We start from the raw sequence: 21,177 nt of genomic DNA on the forward strand, positions 1-21,177 counted from the left end.
ATCCGTCGCCGGACGTCTCGCCCCTCGGACCTGGTGTCTCGGAATAAGGGTTGGCATGACACTGTTGAGTCGGAGAACAGACGAACTGACGACCATCGGAGTCCCCGTGTCGCTGCCACCCCTGGTCGAGCCGGCTGCCGAGCTCACCGTCGACGAGGTCCGCCGGTACTCCCGCCACCTGATCATCCCGGATGTCGGGATGGACGGGCAGAAGCGGCTCAAGAACGCCAAGGTGCTCTGTGTGGGCGCCGGCGGTCTCGGCTCGCCGGCGCTGCTGTACATGGCCGCAGCGGGCGTGGGCACCCTGGGCATCATCGAGTTCGACGTCGTGGACGAGTCGAACCTCCAGCGCCAGGTGATCCACGGCGTGTCCGACATCGGCCGCCCCAAGGCCGAGTCCGCGCGCGACTCGGTCAAGGAGATCAACCCCCTGGTGAATGTGGTGCTCCACCAGGAGCGGCTGGACACCTCCAATGTCATGGAGATCTTCTCCCAGTACGACCTGATCGTCGATGGCACGGACAACTTCGCCACCCGCTACCTGGTGAACGACGCCGCAGTGCTGCTGGGCAAGCCCTACGTCTGGGGCTCCATCTACCGCTTCGACGGCCAGGCCAGCGTCTTCTGGGCCGAGCACGGCCCCTGCTACCGCTGCCTCTACCCGGAGGCCCCGCCGCCGGGCATGGTCCCGTCCTGCGCCGAGGGCGGCGTGCTGGGCGTGCTCTGCGCCTCGATCGGCTCCATCCAGGTCACCGAGGCCATCAAGCTGCTGGCCGGTATCGGCGAGCCGCTGGTCGGCCGGCTGATGATCTACGACGCTCTGGAGATGCAGTACCGCACGGTCAAGGTCCGCAAGGACCCCAACTGCGCGCTCTGCGGGGAGAACCCGACGGTCACCGAGCTGATCGATTACGAGGCGTTCTGCGGCGTGGTGTCCGAGGAGGCCCAGGAGGCCGTCCTCGGTTCGACGATCACTCCCAAGCAGCTCAAGGAGTGGATCGACGACGGTGAGTCCATCGACATCATCGACGTCCGCGAGCCCAATGAGTACGAGATCGTCTCCATCCCGGGCGCGCGTCTGATCCCCAAGAACGAGTTCCTGATGGGCAACGCCCTCCAGGACCTGCCGCAGGACAAGAAGATCGTCCTGCACTGCAAGACCGGCGTCCGCTCCGCCGAGGTGCTCGCCGTGCTGAAGTCGGCCGGCTTCGCCGACGCCGTCCACCTCGGCGGCGGCGTCGTGGGCTGGGTCAACCAGATCGAGCCCGAGAAGCCCATCTACTGACAGCGCGCCGACACCGCGCCCCGTCAGGGCCCGCCCTTCCGCCCCGCAGCTGCGGGGGAGGGGCGGGCCCTGGTGCGTCCGGGCGGACCCGGATAATCGCTGCGGTGACCGCGACCGCTCTCCCCGCCGCCCCACCGGGCAGCCCGCCGTACCCGCCGCGCCCGCCCGTCCTCCGCCGTGCCGCGCCCGCGCTGCTGGTGTACGTGGGGGTGCGGCTGCTCGGCCTCGCGGCCCTGGCGGGCTGGGCGGCGGTCGCCGGCAAGAGCCCGCACACGCTGCTCTCCGGCCGCTGGGACTCCCTCTGGTACACCCGGGTCGCCGAGCACGGCTATGCGTACACACTCCACCTCCCGGGCGGCCGGGTCCACTCCGACCTGGCCTTCTTCCCGCTGCTGCCCTGGCTGGAGCGATGGCTCTCCGCCGTCACCCCGCTGCACCCCGCCGACGCGGGCCTCGCGGTCGGCTGGCTCGCCTCCCTGGCCGCCGCCTGGGGCATCTTCGCCGTCGGCGACCGGGTGTACGGGCGCAGCGCGGGCATCGCCCTGGTCGCCCTCTGGGCGGTACTGCCCACCGGCATCGTCCAGTCGATGGCCTACACCGAGTCCCTCTTCACGGCGCTGGCCGCCTGGGCGCTGTACGCCCTGCTCTCCGGCCGCTGGCTGTGGGCCGGCACCCTCGCCGCGCTCGCCGGGCTGACCCGCCCGGTGGGCGTCGCGGTCGTCGCGGCGGTCTGGGCGGTCGCTGTTGCCGAACTCCTCCGCGACCGCCGCGCCTGGCGGACGCAGCCCCGGATGCTCCCGGGCGTGCTGATCGCACCCCTCGGCTGGCTGGGCTATGTCGCCTGGGTTGGGGTGCGCACCGGCAGCCTCACCGGCTACCTGGATGTGCAGGGCGGCTGGGGCAATGGCTTCGACGGCGGCCTGAACTTCGCCCGCTTCATCGGCCGGCAGCTGTCCACGCCCCCGTTCGCCGGCGGCCTCGGCCTGCTGGCCGCCGTCGCGCTCCTCGGCTGGCTGTACACCCGCTGCGTACGGCAGAGCCAGCCGCTGCCGCTGCTGGTCTACGCCGGGGTCGTCCTGGCGCTGGCCCTCACCGGAGCGGGCTACTTCGGCTCCAAGCCGCGCCTGCTGATGCCCGCCTTCCCCCTGCTGCTCCCGATCGCCCTGGCCCTGGCCCGGCTGCGCCCCCGCCGCACGGCCCTGATCCTGACCGCCGCCGCCCTCGCCTCGGCCGTCTACGGCGCCTTCTGGCTGCACGGCTCGGGCCCGCCGTAAGCCGCGGCACGCCCCTGCGAAGAGCCGGTGCCCCGCCCGCCGCCCTGGCACGCACAGCTGCTGCGTTGGGGAGCGCGCCGGCGGGCGCGGCACTAGAGAGCCTGTTTGCGCTGGAGGTAGCCGAAGCAGGCCCAGCCGGGCAGCACCGGGAGCCAGAGGGTGAGCAGACGGAAGAGCAGCACGGCGGAGAACGCCTGGGAGTAGGAGAGCCCGGTGGCCTGGAGACCACCGGTCAGTGCCAGTTCGATGGCGCCGACGCCGCCGGGGGTCGGGACGGCGGACCCGATGGCGTTCCCGGCCAGGAAGACCACGGCGGTGGCGGCGAAGCTCAGCTCGCCGCCGAAGGCCCGCGCCGACAGGTTGAGGCAGGTGACGAAGGCCACCGTCAGCAGCAGGATTCCACCGAAGCCGGTGGCCAGCTTGGTGGGCTGCTGGAGGAGGTCGAGCAGCCGGGGGATCACTCCCGTGAAGAGCGGCCGCAGCCGGGACATCAGCCAGCGGCGCACCGGTGGGATCGCGGCGACCACCAGGATCAGTACGGCGACCGTCAGCAGACCGGCGATCACGGTCCGGGACGGTGTCAGCTCCTTGGTCTGCTCGTTCCCCGCGACATAGCCGAAGGCCAGCAGCAGCAGGATGTGGCAGCCCAGCCCGGCGAGCTGGGACGCACCGACGCTGGCCGCAGCCTGGACCGGACGGACACCCGCCTTCTGGAGATAGCGGGCGTTGAGGGCCACGCCGCCGACGGCGGCCGGCGCCACCAGCTTCACAAACGACCCGGCGACCTGCGCCAGCACGGCCCGGCCGAAGGCCAGCCGCTCCGGTACGAACCCGGTCAGGCTCATGGCGGCTGCGACATAGCTGAGAGCGGACGCGCCCAGGGCCCCCAGCGCCCAGATCCAGTCCGCCTCGGCCAGCAGCTGGGTCGGCTTGACCTCGCCGAGGCTGGAGAACAGCAGATAGATCGCGAAGGCACCCGCCAGAAAGCTGATCAGCGTCTTGGGCTTGAGCCGCTGCAACCGGACCGGGGCGACCGGGGCCTCGGGGACCATCTCCAGCACCTGTTCGCGGATGCGTGCGAGCAGGTCGAGATTGAGGGCGGCCAGTTCCTCCTCGACCTCGGCCTGGGTCTTCTCCCCGGCGGTGACCTGGGCCTCGGCCTGGGTGCGGGCCTCGGCCTTGTGCTGCCGGTTGGAGTGCCGCAGGGCGATCCGGGTGGACCGGCTCATGCCGACCGGCTGCAGCAGCGGCAGCGCGGTCGCCACCCGGCGCGGGCCCATCACCGAGGCGGCCGTGGCCACGGCCCGCTCGGGGCCGATCCGCAGCGCGAAGGTGGTGAGCAGCTGGGCGACGTCCATCCGCAGGGCGAGGTCGCCGGCCGCGATGTCGCCGCCGGACAGGTTGACCAGGCGGCCCGACCCGCCGTCCGTGCGGAGCAGCGACTCGCCGGTGAGCCGGCGGTGGGCGATCCGGCGGTCGTGCAGGGCCCGCACCGACTCCCAGAAGTCGGCCATCAGGGCGTCGGTGACCACCTCGTCCGGCAGGTGGTCGAGGGTGCGGCCGCCGATGTGCTCGTAGACCAGGATGGCGGCGTCCGGGCCGAGTTCGGAGGTGGCGATCAGCTGCGGGGCGCGGGCACCGGAGGCGGACGCCGCGTAGGCGATCAGCGCCTCCTGCTCCAGCGCCTCGCGCAGCGACTGCGGGCTGCGGCGCACCGCGACCGAGCGCAGCTGCAACTGCCGCCAGAGCCGGTAGAAGAACCCGGTGGCCTGCTGCTCCCGGTCGATGACATGGATGTCGAGCGGCCCGGCGTCGTCCTGCACCACGTAGTAGCGGCGGGTGCCGCCGGGGGCGTCGGGGGCGCGGTGGGCGGTGACCGGGTCGAAGCCGACCTTGCGCAGGCCCGCCAGCAGGCTCTGCCCGGTGGGCCGGACATTGGGCGAGCCGATGGCGTACAGGGTGCCGTAGGCGACGGCCCAGCCGAGCAGCACGGTGAGGACCAGCGACAGCGGGGTGGTGTAGCCGCTGATCAGCTCGGTGCCGCCGCTGACGATGACGACCGCCCAGAGGGCGATCCGCCAGCGGGGGCGGCTGGCCGTGCCGACCGCCGTCATATAGGCGATGACGGGGGCGAGGTAGCCGTGCACCGGGTCGGTGAGGCTGGCGCCGGGCTGCGGGATGCGGGTGAGGGCGTTGCGGATGTTCTCGGAGGCGGCCTCGGCGACCCAGAGGTCGACGCCGAGGGAGAGCCCATGGGCCAGGACGGCGGCGAGTACGCCGTCGGCGACCCGCAGGCCGTCGCGTTTGATCAGCCGCTCGACGGCGAAGGCGAGCGGCACCACCAGCACGGCGACGCTGGAGAGGAACCCGGCCACGGTGGTGAAGAAGCCCGGGACCTTGGTGGCGCCGACGGTGATGTCGTTCTCGATGCCGGTGGTGGTGTTCTGGGCGATGTTGGCGAGGACGAAGACCGCGATCACGCCGAGCAGGCCCGCGAGGAAGCGGATCAGGTCGGAGGGCCGGTGCACCCGGGCGGCGAGCAGCGGCTCGTCGACGGAGACATGGGAGCCGCCGGGGGGTCGTTCCGGCCGCGCGGCAGGGACCGGCCGGTCGGCGGCCTTGACCAGCGAGACCTTCTCCGGTGCGGGGTGTGCGGGCATGCCGCCGGGAGGCTCGGCCGCCCCCCGGCCGGCCTCGGCGCCGGTCGTCCCCGTCATCTGTCCATGTCCTCGTATCACCTGTCACCGCCCCGAAGATGGTGGCATGTCCGGGCGGCGCGTGCAGGGCAGGGGGCGGCACAGGGCTGTGACCTGCCTCGCTCCGGGCGTCCCGGTCGGCCGGATGCGGCAGAATCGCGCGGGTGACGGACGCTGTGGGAGAGAGCGAGGGGCCGACGATTCCGCCGTTCGCGGAACGGGTCCTGGAACTGGCCGAGCGCATCCCGCCCGGCAAGGTGATGACGTACGGGGATGTGGCGGAGTTCCTGGCCTCGGAGGAGTTTCCCGAAGGGGTGCCGCAGCAGGCGGGCGGTCCGCGCCAGGTGGGCCGGGTGATGGCGCTGTACGGCGGCGGGGTGCCCTGGTGGCGGGTGGTGCGGGCGGACGGTGCGCTGCTGCCCGGCCATGAGCGGCGGGCGCTGGCCCACTACCGGGAGGAGGGCACGCCGCTGCGCCCGTCCCGGGGCCTGGCCGAGGCCCCCTCCCGGCTGGACATGGCGCGGGCCCGCTGGGACGGGCGGTGACCGGGACACCTCCGCCGGGGTGCTCCGCCGTACGCCCGAGCGTGGCCCGGCACGCCCGCGCGGCCAAGCCGCCGCGCGCTCTCTCGAACGGGTGAGTGTTTCCCGGAAACCCGGGCGTGGTCGGGACTGACGGCGGAGGATCGTAGGCTCGATCCCTGCGGACCCCCCTGGGACCGGAGGCGACCCGGGAGACACCCCCTCCCCGACCGTCGCGCCCGGCGCCGGCAGGGGGTCCGCCCGCAAGCCCCGCAGCCCTCAGGAACCGCCCTTGACCACGTCCGCCTCCCCCTTCCGCCTGGTGCGCGGCCCGCTGGAGCCGTCGGCGCCGCCCGTGCTGGACGAGTACCAGCGGGCGGTGGCCGACCACCCCGGCGGTCCGCTGCTGGTGCTGGCCGGTCCCGGCACCGGCAAGACCACCACGCTGGTGGAGGCGGTGGCCGGGCGGATCGCCCGGGGCACCGACCCGGAGCGCATCCTGGTGCTCACCTTCAGCCGCAAGGCGGCGGTGGAGCTGCGCGACCGGATGGCGGCCAGGCTCGGCGGCGCGGGGGGTGCAGCGCCGCAGGCCACTACGTTCCACTCCTTCTGCTACGCGCTGGTCCGCGCCCACCAGGACCCCGACCTCTTCGCCGACCCGCTACGGCTGCTCTCCGGCCCGGAGCAGGACGTCCTGGTACGCGAACTGCTGGCCGGCGACGCGGAGGACGCCCGGCGCGGCGAGGGCCGGATCGCCTGGCCCGACGACCTGCGCGCCTGCCTGACCACCCGGGGTTTCGCCGACGAGGTACGGGCGGTGCTGGCCCGCAGCCGGGAGCTGGCGATCGACCCCGCCGAGCTGCGGCGGTTCGCCGCCCGCGACGGCCGCCCCGACTGGGCTGCCGCCGCCCACTTCTACGCCGAGTACCTGGACGTGCTCGATATGCAGGGCGTGCTCGACTACGCCGAACTGGTGCACCGGGCCGTGCTGCTCGCCGAGCGGCCCGAGGTCGCCACCGCGCTGCGCGGCCGGTACCAGGTGGTCTTCGTCGACGAGTACCAGGACACCGACCCCTCCCAGGTGCGGCTGCTGCGCGCGATGGCCGGGGACGGCCGCGACCTGGTCGCGGTGGGCGACCCCGACCAGTCGATCTACGCCTTCCGGGGCGCCGACATCAACGGCATCCTCGACTTCCCGACCGACTTCCCCCGGGCGGACGGCACCCCCGCCGAGGTGAAGGTGCTGCGGGTCTCGCGGCGCGCGGGAGAGGTGCTGCTCGCCGCCTCGCGCCAGGTGGCCCGGCGGATGCCCGTCGGCAGGCTGCCTGCGGCGGCGCTTGCCGCGCACCGCTCGCCGCGCCCGGACCGGGAGGGCGGCCGGGTCGAGGTGCTCACCTACCCGACACCCGGCGCCGAACTGGACGGCATCGCCGATCTGCTGCGCCGGGCCCACCTGGAGGAGGGGGTGCCCTGGGGTGGGATGGCCGTGCTGGTCCGGGCGGGCGGCCGCTCCATACCCGGCATCCGGCGGGCGCTCACCGCCGCCGGCGTGCCCCTGGAGACCGACGGCGACGACATTCCGCTGCGCGACGAACCGGCCGTCGCCCCGCTGCTGCTGGCCCTCCGCGTCGCCGCCCTGAGCGCCGCCCACCCCCACCCCCCCTGGGCCACCCCCACCCCCGCCCCGGCCGAGTCCAACCCGGCCGGAGCCGAGGAGGCGGGCGCCGAGATGGTCGGGTCTGTGGAGGGCGGGTCTGGAGCTGCCGGACCCGAGGTAGCCGGGCCTGAGGCGTCCCGCCCTGAGCCCGTCGGTTCTGGGGTGGCCGGGTCTGAGGTGGCCCTCCGCGTCGCCGCCCTGAGCGCCGCCCACCCCCACCCCCCCTGGGCGACCCCCGCCCCCATCCCGGCCGAGTCCGATCCGGCCGGAGCCGAGGAGGCGGGCGCCGAGGTAGCCGGGTCCGATGATGCCTGGTCTGGGGCGTCCCGCCCTGAGCCTGTCGGGTCTGGGGAGGCCGAATCCGAGGCGGCCGTCCGCGCAGCCGACCAGAGCACCGCCCACCCCCACCCCACGTGGGCGACCCCCGCCCCCATCCCGGCCCCGGCCGGAGCCGAGGGGGCAGGCGCCGAGATGGTCGGGTCTGTGGAGGCCGCCTCCGGCCCGGCCGCCCCCCAATCGACCGGCCTCGAAGCTGGGGCGGACGGGTCTGAGCCGGTCGCGTTCTCGGGGGCGGTGGCGGAGGCTGATCCGTTGACGGCGGAGGTTGCCCATACGCTGCTCACCGGGCCGCTGGGCGGGATGGACGGGTCGGATCTGCGGCGGCTCGGCCGGGCGCTGCGGGAGGAGGAGCGGGCCGCGCTGCGGGAGCGGGGCGGCGGTGCCCCCACCGCCGTACGCCCTGCCGCCGAGCTGATCCGGGAGGCGCTGGCCGAGCCCGAGCGGCTGGTGGCGCTCGACCCCGCGTACGCCCGCCGCCCCCGTGAGCTGGGGATGCTGCTGCGCAAGGTGCGCGAGATGCTGGCCGGCGGCGCCCCCGCCGAGGAAGCGCTCTGGGCGCTCTGGGAGAACAGCGGCCGCTGGCAGGAGCGCCTGGAGCGGGCCGCCCGGCGCGGCGGCCCGGCGGGCCGCAACGCCGACCGCGACCTGGACGCGCTCTGCGCCCTGTTCGAGACCGCCGCCCGGGCCGAGGACCGGGTCGGACACCGGGGCGCGCTCAACTTCCTGGAGGAGCTGGACGCCCAGGACATCGCCGCCGACACCCTCGCCGTGCGGGCGGTCCGCCCCGATGCGGTGAGGCTGATGACCGCGCACCGCGCCAAGGGCCTGGAGTGGCCGCTGGTGGTGGTGGCCGGGGTGCAGGAGGGCCTCTGGCCGGACCTGCGGCGCCGGGGGTCGCTGCTGGAGGCGGACCGGATCGGCCGCGACGGCCTCGCCGAGCCGATGCCGCCGGGCGCCCTGCTGGCCGAGGAGCGGCGGCTCTTCTATGTCGCCGTCACCCGGGCCAGGGAGCGGCTGGTGGTCACCGCCGTCAAGGCGCAGGCGGAGGACGGCGACGAGCCGTCCCGGTTCCTGCGCGAGCTGTACCGCGAGGAGGTCGACCGGCAGGGCCGTATGGTGCGCAGGGTGCCGCCGGTCCGGGTGGAGGACGTCACCCACCGGCCCCGGCGCCCGCTGTCGGTGCCCGCCCTGGTCGCCGAGCTGCGCGCCACCTGCGTGGACCCGGCCGCCTCCGTGGAGCTGCGCGCCGCCGCCGCCGAGCGGCTGGCGCGGCTGGCCGCAGCCGGGGTCGAGGACGGTGCGCCGCTGGTGCCGTCGGCCCACCCGGACCGCTGGTGGGGCCTGGCGGAGCCGACTGCGGCCGAGGCGCCGCTGCGCGACCCGGACCGGCCGGTGCAGCTGACCGGCAGCGCGGTGGAGCAGCTGCGCGACTGCTCGTTGCAGTGGTTCCTGGACCGGGAGGTGCGGGCCCGTACCGCCTCCTCGGGGGCCCAGGGGTTCGGCAGTGTGCTGCATGTCCTGGCCGACGAGGTGGGTTCCGGACGTACCCCGGCCGACCTGGAGGTGCTGATGGAGCGGCTGGACGGGGTCTGGGACGCCCTCGCCTTCGACGCGCCGTGGAAGTCGGACCAGGAGAAGCGGGAGGCGCGGGCCGCCCTGGAGCGCTTTCTGCACTGGCACACCCTGGAGCGGGGCCGGACGCCCGTGGCGACCGAGCACCCCTTCGACGTCACGCTGAAGGCCGGCGGCCGGACCGTGGAGATCCGGGGTTCCATGGACCGGGTCGAGCGGGACGCCGCCGGGCTGGCCTATGTGGTCGACTTCAAGACGGGCAAGGCCGTCCCCACCGCCGCCGAGGTGGCCGAGCACCCGCAGCTGGCCGTCTACCAGCTCGCCGTCCGCGAGGGCGCACTGGACGGCCTGCCCGGCTTCGAGGGGGAGCCCGCGCTGCCCGGCGGCGCCGAACTGGTCCAGCTGCGCACCCCGCAGAAGGGCACGGAGCAGCCGAAGGTCCAGTCCCAGCAGGCGCTGCCGCCCGAGCCGTGGATCGAGCAGCTGCTCGCGGAGGCGGCCGGCCGGGTGCTGGACGAGCGGTTCGTCCCCACCACCGGCGCGGGATGCGAGCGCTGCGCCTTCCGAGGCGCCTGCTCCGCCCGCCCGGAGGGCCGTCAGACCGTCGAATGACCCCGTCGCCATCCTGTCGTCATCCCGTCGACACCAGTACGACCGATGTTGACCTGTTCGTTAGGACGCTTGTCCGGGGCTGCTGCTAGCGTCTCGGGTGCTTACGTGATCTTTATCTGCCTTGCGGCACCGATCGAACGGGAACCCCTATGCGCACCCCTCGCCTGCTCGCCATCACCCTCCTGTGCGCGACGGCCGCGGCAACGCTCACCGGCTGTGGGGACGACAAGAAGGCCACCGCCTCCGCCGACTCGTCGGCGGCGGCCTCCGCGAGCCCGTCGGCCAGTCCGTCCGCGAGCCCGTCGCCCGAGGGGTCGGGGATCGAGGCGCTCTCCGCCAAGGAGATCAGCGAGAAGGCGAAGGCCGCGCTGCTCTCCGCCTCCTCGCTGACCTTCGAGATGGAGATGGTCAGCGACGGCGAGAAGATCAAGGGCAAGGTGTCGCTGGACAAGTCCGGCAACTGCACCGCCTCCCTCACTGTGGCGGGCCAGGGTCAGTTCGAGCTGCTGCGGACCGGCGGGCACACCTGGATGAAGCCCAGCGCCGAATTCTTCGAGAAGCTGGCCGGTCCGGAGGAGGCCAAGCTGATGGCCGGCAAGTACCTCACCAGCGACGACGACGACAGCCTGGCCGACCTCTGCGACCTGGAGCACGTCGCCAAGGACCTGACCGAGGAGGACCGCTCCGGCAAGGTCACCAAGGTCGGTGTGAAGACCGTCGACGGCATACGGACGGTCGCCTTCAGCGTCCCCGACGAGGGTGCCACGACCACCGTCTACGTCGCGACCGAGGGCACCCCCTACCCCGTCAGGATGGAGCACACCGGCAAGGAGGGCGGTCACATGTCCTTCAGCGGGTTCGGTGAGCCCGTGGCGGTCAAGGCCCCGCCCGCCGACCAGGTCATCGACCCCTCCAAGCTGAAGGGCTGACCGAGGCCGCCCGGCCGGGCTGTCGGCGGGGCCCGTTACCGTTGCTCGGGTGTCCGCCGCCATCGCCAGCCCCGAGCAGCTCAAGGAGCTGCTGGGCATCCCCTTCACCGCACAGCAGGTGGAGGCGATCACCGCGCCCCCGGCCCCGGCCGTCGTCGTGGCCGGAGCCGGGTCGGGCAAGACCACCGTGATGGCGGCCCGGGTGGTCTGGCTGGTGGGGCGCGGCCTGGTACGGCCGGAGCAGGTGCTGGGCCTCACCTTCACCAACAAGGCCGCCGGCGAGCTCTCCGAGCGGGTACGCACCGCGCTGGCCAGGGCCGGGGTGTCCGACGGCGAGCCGGGGGAGGACGGCGATGTCCTCGGCGACCCGGAGATCTCCACGTACCACGCCTTCGCGGGCCGGCTGCTCACCGAGCACGGCCTGCGGATCGGCATCGAGCCCGATGTGCGGCTGCTCGCCGACGCGACCCGGTTCCAGCTGGCGGCGCGGGTGCTGCGCTCCGCCCGGGGCCCGTACACGGCACTGACCGGCACGGTCTCCGCCCTGGTCGCCGAGGTGCTGGCGCTCGACGGGGAGCTGGCCGAGCACCTGGTGGAGCCCGACCGGCTGCGCGCCCATGACACCGCGCTGCTGGACGAGCTGGCGTCCGCCCGGCTCTCCAACGAGGAGCTGCGCAAGGTGCCGGAGGCGGCGCGGGGGCGGCTGGAGCTGCTGGGGCTGGTGGAGGAGTACCGGCGGCGCAAGCGGGCCGCCGGGCTGATGGACTTCGGCGACCAGATCGCCGCCGCCGCGACCCTGGCGCAGAGCCGCCCCGAGGTGGGGCGGCTGCTCCGCGAGCAGTTCCGGGTGGTGCTGCTGGACGAGTACCAGGACACCTCGGTCGCCCAGCGGCTGCTGCTCGCCGGCCTCTTCGGCCGGGGGCCGGGGTACGCGGGCGGCCACCCGGTCACCGCGGTCGGCGACCCCTGCCAGGCCATCTACGGCTGGCGCGGCGCGTCCGTGGCCAACCTGGACGAGTTCCCCGAGCACTTCCCGGCCGCCGACGGCCGTCCTGCGGCCCGCCACTCGCTCAGCGAGAACCGCCGCAGCGGCGGCCGGCTGCTGGAGTTCGCCAACCACCTCGCCGGGCCGCTGCGCGCGATGCACCAGGGCGTGGAGGCGCTGCGCCCCGCCCCCGGCGCCGAGCACGACGGCTTCGTCCGGTGCGCGCTGCTGCCCACCCACGCCGAGGAGGTCGACTGGCTGGCCGACTCCATCGCCCACCTGGTGCGCACCGGCACCGCGCCGGGCCGGATCGCCGTGCTCTGCCGGGGCGGGGCGGCCTTCCCCGACATCCATGCGGCGCTGGTGGCCCGCGAGGTGCCGGTCGAGGTGGTGGGCCTCTCCGGGCTGCTCCACCTGCCCGAGGTCGCCGACCTGGTGGCGACCTGCGAGGTGCTCCAGGACCCGACGGCCAACGCCGCCCTGGTACGGCTGCTGGTCGGCCCGCGCTGGCGGATCGGCCCGCGCGACCTGGCGCTGCTCGGCCGCCGCGCCCGCGACCTGGTGCGGGTGGACCGGGGCGGCGAACCGGCCGACCCGCTGGCGGAGGCGGTCGCCGAGGCCGACCCCACCGAGGTGGTCTCCCTCGCCGACGCCCTGGAGACCTTTCTGCACCCCGGCACCGTGGACGACCGCGACGAGCTGCCGTTCTCCGCCGACGCCCGGGTGCGCTTCGCCCGGCTGGCCCGGGAGATCCGGGAGCTGCGCCGCTCGCTGGCGGACCCGCTGATGGATGTGCTGCACCGGGTACTGGCCGCCACCGGCCTGGATGTGGAGCTGGCCGCCTCCCCGTATGCGCTGGCCGCCCGCCGCCGGGAGACCCTGCACGCCTTCCTGGACGTCGCCGCCTCCTTCGCCGACCTCGACGGCGACCCCTCGCTGGGTGCCTTCCTGGCCTTCCTGCGGGCCGCGCAGGAGTACGACAAGGGCCTGGACTCCACGCTGCCCGGCGGCGAGGACACGGTGAAGGTGCTCACCGCGCACAAGTCCAAGGGCCTGGAGTGGGACGTGGTGGCCGTGCCCGGCCTGGTCAAGGACGCCTTCCCCAGCACCAAGCCACGGGAGCGGTGGACCAGCCGCAAGCATGTGCTGCCGCACGCGCTGCGCGGCGACGCGGACACCCTGCCGCCCGCCCCGGAGTGGAACGCCCGGGGGATGAAGCACTTCGCCGCCCTGATGGGCGAGCAGGCCGCCACCGAGGAGCTGCGCCTCGGCTATGTGGCCTTCACCCGGCCCCGCAGCCTGCTGCTGGCCTCCGGGCACTGGTGGGGCGCCTCCCGCAAGAAGCCGGTGGGCCCCTCCGACTTCCTGGTGCAGCTCCACGACCACTGCGCGCGGCCGGGCGGCTTCGGCGAGGTGGAGGCATGGGCCGACCCGCCGGGGCCGGACGAGCGGAACCCCGCCCTGGCGGTGACGGCCGAGACCCCGTGGCCGCTGCCGCTGGACCCGGCGGCCCAGCACGCCCGCCGACTGGCCGCCCGCGCCGTGCGGGCCCGGCTGGACGGGTATGTCCCGCCCGCGCCGCAGCCACCGCCGACCCCGGAGGAGCAGCGGCTGATCGAGTCCTGGGACCGCGACCTGGAAGCCCTGCTCGGCGAGTTGGAGCGGTCCCGGCACGCGCTGCGGGACGTTCCCGTACCGGCCTCGCTGTCGGCCTCCCAGCTGCTGCGGCTGGCTGCCGACCCGGACGGCTTCGCCCGCGACCTGGCCCGGCCGATGCCGAGGCCGCCGCAGCCTGCGGCCCGCCGGGGCACCCGCTTCCACGCCTGGGTGGAGGCCCGCTTCGAACCGCTGATGCTGATCGAGCCGGACGGCCTGCCCGGCGCCGAGGACGACGGCATCGAGGACGAACGCGATCTGGCCCGGCTCAAGGACGCCTTTCTGCGTACGCCGTTCGCCCATCGGACCCCGTACCGGGTGGAGGCGCCCTTCCAGCTGCTGCTGGCGGGACGGGTGGTGCGAGGCCGGATCGACGCGGTGTACCGGGAGGACGCCAGCGACGGAACGTCACCGCAGGGGCCGAGGTTCGAGGTGGTGGACTGGAAGACCCATCAGCGGGAGACCGCCGACCCGCTTCAGCTGGCCGTCTACCGTCTGGCCTGGGCGGAGCAGCAGGGGCTGCCGCTGGAGCAGGTCACGGCGGCGTTCCTCTATGTCCGCAGCGGCCGGGTCGAACGTCCGTCAGATCTGCCCGACCGAACAGCATTGGAACGCATCCTGACCGGGAACAGTGATGGATAGGTCACGGAGAGCACCCAAGTCGTCACGCACACAGGTGAAACCTGTGCGGCTTGCACTTTTCGCGCCTATTGTGGGGTCGGTAACCGGTCACCCCCTTCCCCGGCCGACTGCCAGGCCCCACCCCACCGCCACATGAGCGCTTCCCGCTGGAGAATCCGACGTTGAGCGTGACCGGGCGGCTCCGCCGCCTCAAGCAGCTGCTCGCCGGGGGCTGGTCCCGGACAGCCCTGGCGCTGCCCTTCCTTGCCCTGGTGGTCATCGTCGCCCTGGACTGGTTCAGCAAGACCGAGGTGACGGTCGAGCCCGCACTGACCTCCGCCCCGGCGCTGGCCGCCGTGGTCTGCCGCCGCACCTGGTACCCGCTGCTGGTCGGCGGCCTCACCGTGCTGGCCGCCTTTGCGATGGCCGCCTACAACGGGGTGCTGACCCAGTCGGTGCACACCGCCAGCGTGCTCGCCATCGTGCTGGTCACCCTGATCGGCTGGGTCAGCGCGGTGCTCCGGGTGCGCCAGGAGCGGGCGCTCGCCGACGCCCGGCTGGTCGCCGAGGTCGCCCAGCGGGTGCTGCTCCGCTCGGTCCCCGACCGGGTCGGCAGCGTGCGCGCCGCCGTCCACTACGCGGCGGCCGCCGCCCACGCCCGGATCGGCGGCGACCTCTACGAGGTGGTCAACACCCGGCACGGGGTGCGGGCGGTCGTCGGCGATGTGCGCGGCAAGGGGCTGGGCGCGGTGGAGACCGCCGCCGCCGTGCTGGGCGCCTTTCGCGAGGCCGCGCACCAGGAGCACGCGCTGGACCGGGTGGCCGGCTGGCTGGCCGACAGCCTGGACCGCTCGCTCCGGGAGAACGGGCACGACCGGCTGGGGGAGGAGTTCGTCACCCTGGTGCTGATCGGGGTCTGCCCGGACGGCGTGGCCGAGATCGTCAACTGCGGCCATCCGGCGCCGGTGCTGCTCCGCGACGGCGAGCCGGTGCGGCTGCTGGAGCCGGTCTCCCCGGTGCCGCCGCTCGGTGTGCTGCCGCCGGAGTCCGTGCGGCCGCCGGTGCGGCGGATGGCCGTGCGGCCCGGTGACCGGGTGCTGCTGTACACCGACGGCGTGATCGAGGCGCGTGACCAGCAGGGCCGCTTCTACCCGCTGCTGGAGCGCCTTCCCGGGTGCGCCCGGGAGGGTGCGCCGGGGGAGGTGCTCGACCGGCTGCACCTGGACGTGGTCCGGCACATCGGCCGCCAACTCGGCGACGACGCGGCGATGCTGCTGCTCCAGTACGAGCCCGTGGTGGTGCCGGAGCAGGTGGCCCGGCCCAACGGCCAGGTGCCGCAGCTCGGCTGAGTGCGGTGGCCGAGCGCCGCGCTCAGAGGTCCACCTCGACCAGCAGCGGGCGGTGGTCGGAGATCGGCGTACGCGGGGTGTGCGCCCGGCCCACTGCGGCGGGCCGCACGCCCACCGCCAGGACGTGGTCGAACTGCACGGTCGGCCGGTGCGACGGATAGGTGGGGGTGCGGGCCAGGTCACGCCAGCCCGGCAGCCGGTCGCCGGGCTGCCGCTGCGGGGTGCGGCGCATCCGCAGCCGGTCCCGGCCGCCCCGCTCCAGGCGGGTGCGGCGGGCCTCCCGCAGGTCGCGCAGCCGCCGCCGCGAGCCGCGCACCCGCGCCGCGCGCGCCGGGCCGCGCGTCGACCCGTACGCCGGTTCGTACGCGGGCCCGGACGCCGACCCGGGCACCGACTGTCGCTCGGACACCGGTTCGGGCACCAGTCCGTACGCCGGGCCGACGGCCGTCCACCGTGACCGCGCCGCACCCGGTACGGCGGCCTGCAATGCCCGCCGCCGCCGACGGCGCGGCGCACGGGCCACCCCGCCCGCCATCCCGTCCATCACGGCGGCGCCGCCCAGCACGGTGCGCGGCACGGCCCCGACCAGGTTGAAGTCGCCCAGCAGCAGATAGGGGCGCGGCAGGTCGGCGATCCAGCGGCGGATGCCCGCCAGCTGGGCGACATTCCAGCCGGGGACGAACGACAGATGCGCGGCCACCGCCGTGAAGAGGCCCCGGTCCCCCTCCAGCACCGCCGCCACCGCCGCCCTCGGCTCGTCCGGGACGGGGGTCAGCCCCCGCCGCCCGGCCACCCGCAGCGGCAGCCCGAACGGCGCGGGCGCGAAGCGCCGGGCCCGCCAGTGGTGCACCGGCAGCCGGGTGAGCAGCGCGGTGCCGTATGACGCCGACCCCGCGTCGGCGCCGACGTCGGCGGGTCCGTACACCCGGAAGCCCATCGCCGAGGGGTCCCGCACCCAGCCGGAGACCGGCGCCGGCCGGCCGTGCAGCGCGGCGGCGAACCGCCAGTCGGCGGCGCCCATCGCCTTGGCCGCCACGGCGGTCTGGTCGACCAGACCGGACCGCTCCTGGTACCGGTCGACCTCCTGCATCGCCAGCACATCGGCGTCGAGTGCGGCCACCGCCTCGGCCAGCGCGCCGGCCGCCACCTCCGGGTCGGCGGGCTCCGGCGGAAAGGGCAGCGGGGTGCCGTCCGGCGCGAGCGGCTGCCCGTGCAACAGGTTGAAGGTGGCGATGCGCAACTGGCTCACACCGCGACCGTACCGCGCCCGGCGGTCCGCCCGGCCGGATCACCCACCCGAGGTTGAGCCTCGGAATGCATACCGGGTATACATTGCCTGTGTCGATCCGCCATGGGCTGCTCGCCCTTCTCAACCAAGGCCCCCGCTACGGCTACCAGCTGCGCAGCGAGTTCGAGGCCCGCACCGGTGCCACCTGGCCGTTGAACGTCGGTCAGGTGTACACGACGCTCGGCCGACTGGAGCGCGACGGCCTGGTCGAGCCCGCCGGTGAGGACGACGAGGGCCATGTCTTCTATGCCATCACCGAGACAGGACGTGCCGAGATGCGCTCCTGGTTCGGCACCCCCGTGCGCCGGGACAGCCCACCCCGCGACGAACTGGCCATCAAGCTGGCCATGGCCGTCACCGTGCCCGGGGTGGACGTCCGCGAGGTGGTCCAGGCGCAGCGGCGACACAGCATCCAGGCACTCCAGGACTACACCCGGCTCAAGGCGCGCGCCCTGACCGGGGAGTCGGCCGGGGGCGAGGACGGCGGCGATCTCGCCTGGCTGCTGGTGCTGGAGCAGCTCATCTTCCAGACCGAGGCGGAGGTGCGGTGGCTCGACCACTGCGAGACCCGCCTCACCCGCCCGCGCCCCGTACCAGCGGCGCCGGAACCGACCGGTGGTACGGAGCGCGAGCCGCAGGGCTCCACCCGACGGCGGGGGACCAGGTCCGGGCGGACCTGACGCCGTCATCCCCACTCCGTGAACGACATTCCGTGAACGACCTGAACGACCCCCTGGGGGAACCCCTTGACAGGCAATGCAGCGACAGGCAGCACAGCGACAGGCAGCACAGCGACAGGCAGTACAGCGGCGACCGGCGCAGCACCGGTCCTCAGGATGGAGAACGTCTCCCGGGTGCACGGCCGGGGCGCCGCCGAGGTGCACGCCCTGCGCGGGGTGGACCTGGCGGTGCACCCCGGCGAGCTGGTGGCGGTGATGGGCCCCTCCGGCTCCGGCAAGTCCACCCTGCTCACCTTGGCCGGCGGCCTGGACACGCCGACCTCCGGCCGGGTGCTGGTGGAGGACCAGTCACTGGGCGACCTCTCCCGCAAGCACCTGGCGGCGGTACGCCGCCGCGCGGTCGGCTATGTCTTCCAGGACTACAACCTGATACCGGCGCTCACCGCCGCCGAGAATGTCGCGCTCCCCCGCGAGCTGGACGGCATCTCCTCGCGCGCCGCCCGCCGCGAGGCGCTGGCCGCCCTGGAGGAGTTCGACCTCTTTGAGCTGGCGGAACGCTTCCCCGACGAGATGTCCGGCGGCCAGCAGCAGCGGGTGGCGATTGCCCGCGCGCTGATCGGCGACCGCCGCCTGGTACTGGCCGACGAGCCCACCGGCGCCCTCGACTCCACCACCGGCGAGTCGGTGCTCGCCGTGCTGCGGGCCCGCTGCGACGCCGGAGCCGCCGCCATGATGGTGACCCATGAGGCCCGGCACGCCGCCTGGGCGGACCGGGTGGTCTTCCTGCGCGACGGCGGCATCGTCGACGAGACCGGCGTGGCCTCCGCCGAGAGCCTGCTCACCGGCGCGGGCCGGGACTCCGGCGGGCCGGTGGCCCCGTGAAGCTCACCGCCTGGCGGGTCGCGCTGCGCATCGCCCGCCGCGACGCCGTACGCGCCAAGGGCCGCAGTGCCCTGGTGATGGCCATGATCGCGCTGCCGGTGCTGGGCGTGGCCGGCGCCGACATCGTCTACCAGAGCGCCCGCCTGGACCCCGGCGAGCGGATCACCCGGCAGATGGGGGCCGCCGACGCGCAGTTCTCGCTCTACCAGCAGGGCATGTCGATCGTGCAGAAGCCCGATCCGGAGGACGGCGTCTACCCGGTCGACACGGAGAAGCACCGGCAGACCCCGGAGGAGAAGAAGTCCGCCGAGACCGACCCTGCCGAGCTGGTCAGGCAGTTGCTGCCGGCCGGTTCCGCGATCGTCCCGGTACGCAACGGCCCCAGCGTGGCCGCCACCACCGCCCACGGCCTCACCCGCGTCTCCACCGCCGAGATGGACCTGGCCGACCCGGTCTGGCGGGGCGTGGTGACCGTGGTGGACGGCCGGGCCCCCGCGAAGCCCCAGGAGATCGCCGCCACCCGGCAGTTCCTGGCCGACTCCGGCCTGCACCTCGGCGACACCACCACCCTCAACGGCCTCGCCCAGCCGTTCACCATCACCGCGAGCGTCGAGTACCCGGACCGGCTGTCCAGTACGGGGCTGATCGCCCGCCCCGGCGAGCTGATCGCCCCGCTCACCGGGGCGGACGCGAAGACCGGCGGCCAGGCGTACTGGGGCGGCCCGCTGGACGGCGACTCCTGGCTGGTCACCCTGGGTGGCGGCGCCGGATTCCCGTGGGAGAAGGTCAAGGAGGCCAACAGGTACGGCTTCAAGGTGACCTCCCGCCAGGTGCTGCTCGACCCGCCGCCGCGCTCCGAGGTGCCGTACTACCAGGTGGTCCACGAGCAGAGCCGCAGTGTGCTCCGCGACCCCACCACCCTGACCGTGCTCGGCACCGTCGCAGGCATGGCGCTGCTGGAGATCGTGCTGCTGGCCGGACCGGCCTTCGCCGTCGGCGCCCGCCGCTCCCGGCGGCAGCTGGGGCTGCTCGCCGCAGGCGGCGGCGACCGCGCGCACATCCGGGCCGTGGTGCTCGGCGGCGGAGTGGTGCTGGGCGTGGCGGGCGCGGTCGTGGGCGTGGTGCTGGCGGTACTGGCCGTCGCCCTCGGCCGGTCCTGGCTGGAGGAGACCGCCGGGCAGCGGTTCGGCCATCTCGACCTGCACCTCCTGGACCTGCTCGGCATCGCGGCGATCGGACTGGTCACCGGGGTGCTGGCGGCGATCGTGCCCGCCGTGCAGGCGTCCCGGCAGGATGTGGTGGCCGCGCTGACCGGCCGGGGCACCGTCAGGCCGCCGTCCAGACGGCTCGCCGTGGTCGGCCTGGCCGCCCTGCTGGGCGGCGCCGCACTCGCCGTGCTCGGCGCCGCCGCGGGTCAGGGAACCGCCTCGGTGCTCGGTGGCTCGATGCTGGCCGAACTGGGTATGGTGACCTGCACCCCCTTCCTGGTCGGACTCTTCGGCAGGCTGGGCCGCTGGCTGCCGCTGGCCCCCCGCCTCGCCCTGCGCGACTCCGTACGCCACCGGGCCCGCACCGCGCCCGCCGTCGCCGCTGTAATGGCCGCGGTGGCGGGGTCGGTCGCGGTCGGCATCTACACCACCAGCGACCAGGCCCAGCAGCGCCGCGACTACCTGGCGTCCGCACCGGCCGGGACGCTCACCCTGCGCGGCATCCCGGTGAAGGACGACCACGGCGCCGCCCTGGACCAGGCCCGCTCCGCCGTGGAGAGCAGCATCAGCGGGCTCGGCCGCCGCGCCGACGTCTACCGGACCAGCTACCGGGGCGACTGCAACGAGGACGACCGCTGCGGCGATGTGTCGCTGGTGATGCCGCCGGAGCTGAGCTGCCCGCTGGAGGGCGAACGGCACTTCTCCGCTGCCGAGGTGGCGCGGCTGCGGCGCGACGACCCCCGGTGCCGGGGCGGCCATCGCTCCTGGAGCAGCAGCTTCTCCCAGGTGCCGGCCGGTGACTCGGAGGTGCTGCGGGTCCTGTTCGGCGTGCACGACCGGGCGGCGGAGCAGGCGCTCGCTGAGGGGCGCGCGGTGGTCTTCGACCCCCGCTATGTCAAGGACGGGAAGCTCACCCTGCGGCTGACCGAACCCTGGCCGGACCGGCAGGACGCCGACGGCGAGGAGGTCCAACCCGCGTCGCACGAGGTGACCATCCCGGCGGTGGTGCGGACCCCGTCCGTCTTCACCGCCCAGGCGATGCTCCCCGTGGAAGCCGCACGCAAGGCGGGCCTCCAGGTGTCGGCGGACGGCTCGATCTGGCAGCCGCAGACGGTCCCCACCGGGGCGGACGAGCAGCGGGCCGCCGGCGCGGTCGGCAGGATCACCGCCGACGGCGACCTCCGGGTCGAGCGGGGCTACCAGCCGCGCAGCAGCCTGGCCAACCTGGCCCTGACCGTCTTCGCCGCCCTGGTGGCGCTGGGCGCGGCCGGTATCGCCACCGGACTGGCCGCCGCCGACTCTCAGCAGGACCTCGCCACGCTCTCCGCAGTGGGCGCAGCGCCTCGCATCCGGCGGACCCTCTCCGGCTTCCAGTGCGGGGTGATCGCCGCCATGGGAGCGGTGCTGGGGGCGGTCTGCGGAGTGGTGCCCGCGGTGGCGCTCCGCAAGGTGGAGCAGGCGGCGGTGGGCTCGGACAGAGCGGGGGCCATCGTCTTCCCCTGGACGGACCTGGCGCTCACCGTGGTCGCCCTGCCGGTGGTGGCGGTGGTGCTGGCCGCGCTGCTCTCCCGCTCCCGGATCTCCCTGGTGCGCCGGGCGGACTGATCCGTACGGCAGCCTGAT

12 protein-coding genes are annotated in these 21,177 nt (G+C 74.4%); 10 read left to right on the forward strand and 2 right to left on the reverse strand.

Going from position 1 to position 21,177, the window contains the following annotated elements; all coding sequences use genetic code 11:
* Positions 1-106: 106 nt before the first annotated feature.
* Positions 107-1,285, forward strand: a complete 1,179-nt coding sequence (gene moeZ, locus C7M71_RS19875) for an adenylyltransferase/sulfurtransferase MoeZ (protein ID WP_111493293.1) — start codon at positions 107-109, stop codon at positions 1,283-1,285.
* Positions 1,286-1,389: 104 nt separating this feature from the next.
* The gene (locus C7M71_RS19880; RefSeq protein ID WP_111493291.1) at positions 1,390-2,559 is read left to right on the forward strand and encodes a hypothetical protein; all 1,170 of its coding nucleotides are present in this window, start codon (positions 1,390-1,392) and stop codon (positions 2,557-2,559) included.
* A 92-nt stretch (positions 2,560-2,651) separates the two neighbouring features.
* Here the strand turns inward: C7M71_RS19880 and C7M71_RS19885 are convergent, their stop codons facing one another.
* Positions 2,652-5,276 (reverse strand): lysylphosphatidylglycerol synthase transmembrane domain-containing protein, encoded by a 2,625-nt coding sequence (locus C7M71_RS19885; RefSeq protein ID WP_175607713.1) that lies wholly within the window; start codon positions 5,274-5,276, stop codon positions 2,652-2,654.
* A gap of 134 nt (positions 5,277-5,410) precedes the next feature.
* Between C7M71_RS19885 and C7M71_RS19890 the strand changes: the two genes are divergently transcribed.
* From C7M71_RS19890 to C7M71_RS19910, 5 genes are all read left to right on the forward strand, one after another.
* Positions 5,411-5,800 carry an MGMT family protein gene (locus C7M71_RS19890; protein WP_229759172.1) on the forward strand — a complete coding sequence of 130 codons (390 nt, stop codon included), beginning with the start codon at positions 5,411-5,413 and terminating at the stop codon, positions 5,798-5,800.
* A 268-nt stretch (positions 5,801-6,068) separates the two neighbouring features.
* Positions 6,069-9,956 carry an ATP-dependent helicase gene (locus tag C7M71_RS19895; RefSeq protein WP_229758813.1) on the forward strand — a complete coding sequence of 1,296 codons (3,888 nt, stop codon included), beginning with the start codon at positions 6,069-6,071 and terminating at the stop codon, positions 9,954-9,956.
* Positions 9,957-10,105: 149 nt separating this feature from the next.
* On the forward strand, positions 10,106-10,885 hold the full coding sequence (locus tag C7M71_RS19900; RefSeq protein WP_111494107.1) for a hypothetical protein: 780 nt from the start codon (positions 10,106-10,108) through the stop codon (positions 10,883-10,885).
* A 49-nt stretch (positions 10,886-10,934) separates the two neighbouring features.
* On the forward strand, positions 10,935-14,168 hold the full coding sequence (locus C7M71_RS19905; RefSeq protein ID WP_111494109.1) for an ATP-dependent DNA helicase: 3,234 nt from the start codon (positions 10,935-10,937) through the stop codon (positions 14,166-14,168).
* Between the two features lie 167 nt (positions 14,169-14,335).
* Positions 14,336-15,496: a PP2C family protein-serine/threonine phosphatase gene (locus C7M71_RS19910; RefSeq protein WP_229759173.1), complete on the forward strand. Its 1,161-nt coding sequence runs from the start codon at positions 14,336-14,338 to the stop codon at positions 15,494-15,496.
* Positions 15,497-15,518: 22 nt separating this feature from the next.
* Here C7M71_RS19910 and C7M71_RS19915 read toward each other — a convergent pair whose 3' ends face one another.
* Complete coding sequence (locus C7M71_RS19915) at positions 15,519-16,745, reverse strand: endonuclease/exonuclease/phosphatase family protein (protein WP_114914452.1); 1,227 nt, start codon at positions 16,743-16,745, stop codon at positions 15,519-15,521.
* An 89-nt stretch (positions 16,746-16,834) separates the two neighbouring features.
* Between C7M71_RS19915 and C7M71_RS19920 the strand changes: the two genes are divergently transcribed.
* The 3 genes from C7M71_RS19920 (at position 16,835) to C7M71_RS19930 (ending at position 21,159) form a co-directional block, all read left to right on the forward strand.
* Positions 16,835-17,464: a PadR family transcriptional regulator gene (locus C7M71_RS19920; protein ID WP_111492599.1), complete on the forward strand. Its 630-nt coding sequence runs from the start codon at positions 16,835-16,837 to the stop codon at positions 17,462-17,464.
* Between the two features lie 156 nt (positions 17,465-17,620).
* Positions 17,621-18,346 carry an ABC transporter ATP-binding protein gene (locus tag C7M71_RS19925; RefSeq protein WP_111492598.1) on the forward strand — a complete coding sequence of 242 codons (726 nt, stop codon included), beginning with the start codon at positions 17,621-17,623 and terminating at the stop codon, positions 18,344-18,346.
* Positions 18,343-21,159 (forward strand): FtsX-like permease family protein, encoded by a 2,817-nt coding sequence (locus C7M71_RS19930; protein ID WP_111492597.1) that lies wholly within the window; start codon positions 18,343-18,345, stop codon positions 21,157-21,159. The genes C7M71_RS19925 and C7M71_RS19930 overlap by 4 nt, the downstream gene beginning before the upstream one ends.
* The last annotated feature ends 18 nt before the right edge of the window (positions 21,160-21,177 follow it).

This window comes from Peterkaempfera bronchialis (assembly GCF_003258605.2).
In the GTDB taxonomy this organism is placed as follows: Bacteria; Actinomycetota; Actinomycetes; order Streptomycetales; family Streptomycetaceae; genus Peterkaempfera; species Peterkaempfera bronchialis.